Below are 6,246 nucleotides of genomic sequence, written 5' to 3' on the forward strand. Positions count from 1 at the left end.
GAATGAGGCGAAACAATGAATGCGTTGCCGTTGTGGAGCATGATGCTGGCGATGCTCGCCGTGTGTCTCTGGCCATGGCCGGGCGACGGCGTCGCCGGGCGTATCAGGTGGGAAGGTGCCCGCCGAAACCAAGGTGCCCGTCGAAACCAAGGTGCCGGCAGTATCGACTGCAACAATACCGCTGCCAATGCCGGCAGTATTGCAGTCGAAAAGAACAATACGGTTCGTCGCATAGGCGTCGCGCAGATGCTGACGGCGATGATCGCGCGCATGAACAGCGGTGGCACACTGCTTGAGGCCTGCGAGGAGCAATACGGGCGGCGCTTCGCGACACGGGAGATCACCATACACCGTCTCGCCACGGCATTCGAGCGGCGGCGGATGCCGGATGAGACACGGATGCAGGCCGCGCGCGCAGCCCGTGGCGCATACGCCGCCGCCAAGGTCGGCGAACGGTTGGGATGCCGCGCCTCGCCTTGCCTGGAGGTGGTGCTGGCCGGGTACCGGCAGATGCGATTGCTGCAGAACCTTCAATCGCAGGCGCTCGCCGTTCCCAAGGCGACGGTCGGCATGCTCAGCGCCTTGCCGATGGTGACCATGCTGTTGGGCGAGTTGATGGGCGCACATCCGGTGGAGTTCCTGCTGGGTTCGGCGCAAGGGCTGGCTTGTCTGCTGGCTGGCTGTTGTTGCTATGTCATCGGTCTGTTGTGGGTGCGCGCGCTGCTTCGCGGGGGCGCCGAATGACGGGTGTGTTTTGGGCTTGGGGAGCGTCGGTATGCTGTGCAGTCGCGGTATGGTTGCGTACTGTTCCGTTGCCGGTGCGGGAACGACTGACTGCCGGACCCTCCTCCGCTCATGCTGGGATGGCGGAGGATGAGCCGGATGATGCCACGCATACCATGCTGATATTGCGCCTATTGCGCGTGGCGCTGGTGCAGGGAGCGTCGATTCCTGATGCGTGCGCAGCGGTGGGATACGCGGCAGACGGCAGCAGCGGAAGGGCGATTGGCAAGGCCGGTGAGCTGCTCAAGCAAGGGGTGGCTTGGTCCGATGCCTGGCATATGGCGGAACACTGCGACGATGGGATGGTCGGGGCAACGGCCGGAGCGATGGCCGATTCGGCGGCTGGGGCGATTACAGATGCGTCGGACGGGGCGACTGCCGGCGGGTTGGGCGTGGCGACAACCAGGGCTATGAGCAGGGCGGCAACCGGGGCGACGGGCAGGGCGGCAACCGGAGCGACGACCAAAACAACAACTAAGACAACGGCCGGGGCTGCCGACGACGCCGGCTCGGTGGCAGTGATTCGCGCGGCACTGGAGCCGTCGTGGCTGCATGGCGACGCCCCGGCTGTGCGCCTCGAATCCGCTCTGGAACAGCTTGACGCCGACGAGCGGTCGGCCATAGAACGCCGGGCTGCACGGCTCTCCGTCAAGCTGCTCGTGCCCACGGGACTGTGCTTTCTGCCGGCGTTCATCATGGTGGGGGTGATTCCCTCGATGGTATCTTTCATCAGCTGACTGCGGAAGCCCCTGCGACGGTGTCCTATGTTGGCCCCCTCTGATGAGGGGGCTGTCAGCGTAGCTGACTGGGGGAGAGACAGGGGACGACTGTGTTGTGTGTTTCTCTCCCTCACCCGGCTGTCGCCGGGAGCTCCCTCATCAGAGGGAGCCGGCAAGCTGCGCGCGGAGCGCGTTCGTACTTGCGGGACGGGCTGTCAGCGTAGCTGACTGGGGGAGAGACACGAAGCTGAATCCCTCAATTATGTGTGAGACGGACCACTAGGCCTGGGTGTCTGGTCCGGGTTGGTGGCGGCCCGGTAGCCCACTGGCGATGTCCGCTTATCCACATGTGCTGTGGATGACACGCCGGGATGTGGATAACTTGGCAAGCTAGAACCACATACCCCGTATCGGCGTGCATGCCGCGACGCAATCCTTCACAGTGGTACTACCCCATGCCGGCCACGCCGGTGCGGGGTCAACCAATCACAATGCCGTGCTGTCAGTGAAGAAAGGAGCTCACATGCTCACACGCCATGCCACCCCAAGCCGCGATCTCGTGCGGCTGGCCGATTCCCCCGGGGATATAGTCGGCTTGCGCGCCCGCATCAACCGTCGGTTATGTCTCATGGACGCCCAGATACGCACATTCATCGAACGTCCCGAGGAGGGTGCGGTCACTGCGGAATACGCCGTGGTGCTCGTAGCCGCCACCGGGTTCGCCGCGCTTCTGGTCACCATCCTCAAATCCGATGCCGTCAAGACGCTGCTGATGAACATCATCAAAAAAGCGTTGAACATCGGGTAGCGGCCATGCGATGCCAATCATGGTTCCATTGGATGGCCCGTCTGCCGCCGGACCCTGAAACGGGTGCCGCCACTGCGGAATTTGCTGTCGTCCTGCCAAGCGTCGTCGCCATAGCCGGGCTCATCCTGGCGTTGGGTCGCGTGACTCTTGTGTCCGCCGATTGCCGCAGTGCGGCGTCGGCGGCCGCCAGGGAGCTGGTGGTGTCGGCGGACGAGTCGCGCGCTCGCAGCGTCGCCGCAGAGGTGGCGCGCGCGCAGGTCGTTGTCGATGTACGGCGGTCCGAACGGACCACGCAAGTGCAGGTGACATGTCCGGTGCTGCCTGGACCGATGAATCTGACCCCAGTGCAGGTCACCGGTGAAGCCACCGCCGTCACGCAATAATCGCCCCAAATGATACCCAAGAGAATCCAAGAACCGAGGTAGCGATGAAAGCGCGTCTTGAGGAAGGCTCAGGCACCATGGCCGGTGCCATGCTGGTGATGCTCGCCGCTGTGATGCTGACGGTGATCGCCCTTGTCGGCAATCTGATGCTTTGCCAACATAAGGCGCGCTCCATCGCCGATTTGGCGGCGTTCAATGCCGCGTACGCCTTATGGCATCAGGGGCTCGACGACCCGTGCGCCTTCGCCGGCGGCATCGCCGCAGCCAATGAGGCGGTACTTGCCGACTGCGAAGTGCAGGGCGACGATATCCGCCTTGCGATCAGCGTCGCCACCGATGTGCCGTTCGCCCCGCATGTCCGCAAGGAGGCACGAGCCGGGCCTGTGCTGTGCGATTAACATGGCGTGCGCTCTGGCGTGCGTTCGCATCCTTGGTTATGGTGAATGCATGACCGAGAGAGAACACAGCGAACGCCGTCACGTCATAGGGCTGGTGGGCAACCCCACGTCGGATAAGGGGCGCGGTGCCGAAGTCGATGCTCGCGTGTTGGACTTGCTGCACGAAGCCGGCAGACGCCACGGTTTCACGGTGACCGACCTCACCGGAACGAGCTTCAACGATTCGTTGAACCGTGCGCGTGAACACTCGCATGAGTACGACTATCTCGTGGTGGTCGGCGGGGACGGCATGATCGCACTCGGCGCCAATGCCGTGGGACTCAGCGGCAAGCCACTGGGCATTGTGGCGATGGGCTCGGGCAATGATTTCGCGCGCGGGCTCAAACTGCCGGTGAACCGCATCGAGACGGCGGTGGAGGGCATCGTGGGCGCCATTGTCCGCGGGTCTCATATGGATGTGGACATGGGCCGGGTGACCTCCCTGCCGGGCGGATACTCGGTCGACCCCTCTACTGGCAGTGAGTATGAGGTACCGGCGGGGGAGTCGGCTGCCCAGGCGCATCCCATTGACCGCTACTATGCGGGAATGCTGTCCTGTGGCATTGATGCCAGCATCAATGACCGTGCGAACCATTCGCATCTGCCGAACGGCAGCCTGCGGTATTTCGCCGCGGTGCTCGTGGAGCTGACGCGCATGAAACGCTACGGCTATCATGTCAAGGCCACGCTGGCGGATGGATCCACGGATGAGCGGGACATCATCTCGCCGCTGCTGACGGTCGCCAATTCGCGGCATATCGGTGGCGGCATCGAAGTCTCGCCGTATTCGTGCTTCTCCGACGGGATGCTCGATTTGGTGTGGATGGACCATGTGCCGAATGTCCGCGAATGCGCGGTGGCGATCTCGAACGCCTACAACGGTCGGCTGCTCGCCTCACGGGTGTTCGGCTGGAAGCGTATCCGCAGCATCGAAATCACGCGTGCCGACGAGGGCGATGAGCCTCCGGTGCTGATGGCCGATGGCGAATATGTCGGCCGGGGTCCGGTGCGAGTGACGACGGAAAGCCGTGCGCTTCGTGTGCTCGTGCCTCCGGCCGTGGCGGCGCGTGAGGTGGATGCCGCAGCGCATATGGCCGAAGCGGTCACCCGCGATGGCCGCGACCCATTGACCGGCGAATTCCACTAGAACGAGGTGCCACCGGCGCTGCTGCCGGATGTTACTGGATGTAGCTTTCGATGTGCAGCGTTTGCGCGATCACCTGCTTGATGGTGCTGTCGCTGATGTCCGGATGTGAACGCAGCAAGGAGATCAGCCCCACAATCAGCGTGAAGAAGGTCTCGTGCACGTTGCGGATCGGCAGGCCGTGCATCTGCTCGAAATCATGCACGGTGGTCTGGGCGATGTAGTCTGCGATGCGGTCTGCTGCCCGGTCGATGAACTTGATGTACAGGCCGGCGTTGCCGTCCTGGATCATCCGGTTGGAGAACGGGCTTTCATCCGCGATGAGCGCGCGCAGCAGCCGCACCATATCGTCAAGTGCCTTGTTCACGTTGCCGGTTTCACGTTCGCTGTTCCACCGGCCGAGCCGGGCGAGGATCTCGTCGATCACATCGTCCAGTACGGCGTTGGCCACTGAGTCCTTATCGGGGAAGTAATGGTAGAACAGCGAACGGGTCATGCCCACCTCGCCGGCGATGTCCGAAACGGTGATCTTGGAGAACCCCTTCTCCAGGCAGATCTTGCGTGCGGCCCGTACGATGGCTTCGCGCCTCACGTCGCCGCGGGTGACGCGGGGCTTCTCGAAGTTCTCGCCCATGAGCACCTCCTGATGACAACCATTATTGACACTATGTTAATACCTGTGAGCGTATGCGGTCGCCCGGCCGATTCGTGCCGGGTGGGGAAGACTTCTCCCGTCTGGGGAGGCCGTCCGTCCGACTCGCGCAAATTATCGAGGGCAAGGTAGGTTAGTAGCTATGGCACTTGCACTGTATCGACGCTATCGTCCCGACACCTTCGAAGGTGTGATCGGCCAGGATCAGGTCACTGTTCCGCTGATGCGGGCCCTTGACGAGGGCAAGCTCACGCACGCGTACCTGTTCTCCGGCCCCCGCGGCTGCGGTAAGACCAGCTCCGCCCGCATCCTCGCGCGCTGCGTCAACTGTGCCAAAGGGCCGACGTCCCACCCCTGCGGCGAATGCGAAAGCTGCAAGGACCTGGCCACCGGCGGCCCGGGCTCCATCGACGTGGTGGAGATCGACGCCGCCAGCCACAACGGTGTCGACGACGCCCGCGAACTGCGCGAACGCGCCGGTTTCGCCCCCGCCCGCGACCGTTACAAGATCTTCATCCTTGACGAGGCCCACATGGTCACGCAGCAGGGCTTCAACGCGCTGCTCAAAATCGTGGAGGAGCCGCCCGAGCATGTGATGTTCATCTTCGCCACCACCGAGCCCGATAAGGTGATTGGCACCATCCGCTCGCGCACCCACCACTACCCGTTCCGTCTGGTGCCGCAAGAGGTTATGGGACCGTATCTGGAAAAGATCTGCGCCAAAGAGGGCATCAAGCCTGAGCCGGGCGTGCTGAAACTCGCCATGCGCGCGGGCGGCGGATCCATGCGAGACACGCTGTCCGTGCTCGACCAGCTCATGGTCGGCTCTGTCGAGGGCGTGATCACGCATGATGCCGCCGTGGCGCTGCTCGGCTTCACGCCGGAGGCGCTGATCGGCGAAGCCGTGGATGCGGTGATCGACCGCAACGGTGAAGCCCTGTATGGGGTGATCCAAAAGGTCGTGGTCGGTGGATTCGACCCGCGCAGGTTCGTGGAGGATCTGCTGGCCCGAGTACGTGACCTCCTGGTGCTCACATTGGCCGGTGATTCCGCTGAATCCGTGCTGTCAGACACGGCCGAGGCCGAGGACATGAGCGACTTGCATCGGCAGGCCTCCGCTCTGGGTCTTGGCCCGCTCACAGTGATGGCGGACATCATCAACGACACGCTCAGCGCCATGACCGGCGCTATTTCGCCGCGTATGAGGCTCGAACTGCTGGCCGCCAGGCTGCTCGCAGGCGCCGAAACCGGTTTTGCGTTTACGGCATCCGCCGCGCCTTCGGCCGGAGCCCCCGCACAGAATGGCGGGGGAACCCCCCC

The 6,246-nt window shown here is 63.6% G+C and carries 8 protein-coding genes; 7 read left to right on the top strand and 1 reads right to left on the bottom strand.

All coding sequences use genetic code 11. The annotated features are described in order from the left end of the window. Positions 1–15: 15 nt before the first annotated feature. The 6 genes from BW09_RS04270 (at position 16) to BW09_RS04295 (ending at position 4,277) form a co-directional block, all read left to right on the top strand. Complete coding sequence (locus BW09_RS04270) at positions 16–744, top strand: pilus assembly protein (protein WP_181161773.1); 729 nt, start codon at positions 16–18, stop codon at positions 742–744. Between the two features lie 119 nt (positions 745–863). Then, positions 864–1,520 (top strand): tadC protein, encoded by a 657-nt coding sequence (locus BW09_RS04275; RefSeq protein WP_140463877.1) that lies wholly within the window; start codon positions 864–866, stop codon positions 1,518–1,520. Positions 1,521–2,025: 505 nt separating this feature from the next. Beyond that, positions 2,026–2,310, top strand: coding sequence for a DUF4244 domain-containing protein (locus tag BW09_RS04280; RefSeq protein ID WP_081886637.1), 285 nt, complete (start codon positions 2,026–2,028; stop codon positions 2,308–2,310). Positions 2,311–2,315: 5 nt separating this feature from the next. Beyond that, a complete protein-coding gene (locus BW09_RS04285) occupies positions 2,316–2,693 on the top strand; it encodes a TadE/TadG family type IV pilus assembly protein (protein WP_052382091.1) in 378 nt (125 codons plus the stop codon). Positions 2,694–2,737: 44 nt separating this feature from the next. Further along, positions 2,738–3,091, top strand: coding sequence for an Rv3654c family TadE-like protein (locus tag BW09_RS04290; RefSeq protein ID WP_081977826.1), 354 nt, complete (start codon positions 2,738–2,740; stop codon positions 3,089–3,091). Positions 3,092–3,140: 49 nt separating this feature from the next. Then, positions 3,141–4,277, top strand: a complete 1,137-nt coding sequence (locus BW09_RS04295) for a diacylglycerol kinase family protein (protein WP_044089468.1) — start codon at positions 3,141–3,143, stop codon at positions 4,275–4,277. 31 nt (positions 4,278–4,308) lie between these two features. On the opposite strand, the gene BW09_RS04300 is transcribed toward BW09_RS04295, so the two are convergent. After that, the gene (locus tag BW09_RS04300) at positions 4,309–4,908 is read right to left on the bottom strand and encodes a TetR/AcrR family transcriptional regulator (protein ID WP_044089435.1); all 600 of its coding nucleotides are present in this window, start codon (positions 4,906–4,908) and stop codon (positions 4,309–4,311) included. A gap of 160 nt (positions 4,909–5,068) precedes the next feature. Between BW09_RS04300 and dnaX the strand changes: the two genes are divergently transcribed. Then, positions 5,069–6,246, top strand: a 1,178-nt coding sequence (gene dnaX, locus BW09_RS04305; protein ID WP_258184987.1) for a DNA polymerase III subunit gamma/tau, incomplete at its 3' end; no start/stop codon positions are given.

Origin of the sequence: Bifidobacterium sp. UTCIF-1, from assembly GCF_006408915.1 — a bacterium.
Taxonomy (GTDB): domain Bacteria; phylum Actinomycetota; class Actinomycetes; order Actinomycetales; family Bifidobacteriaceae; genus Bifidobacterium; species Bifidobacterium reuteri.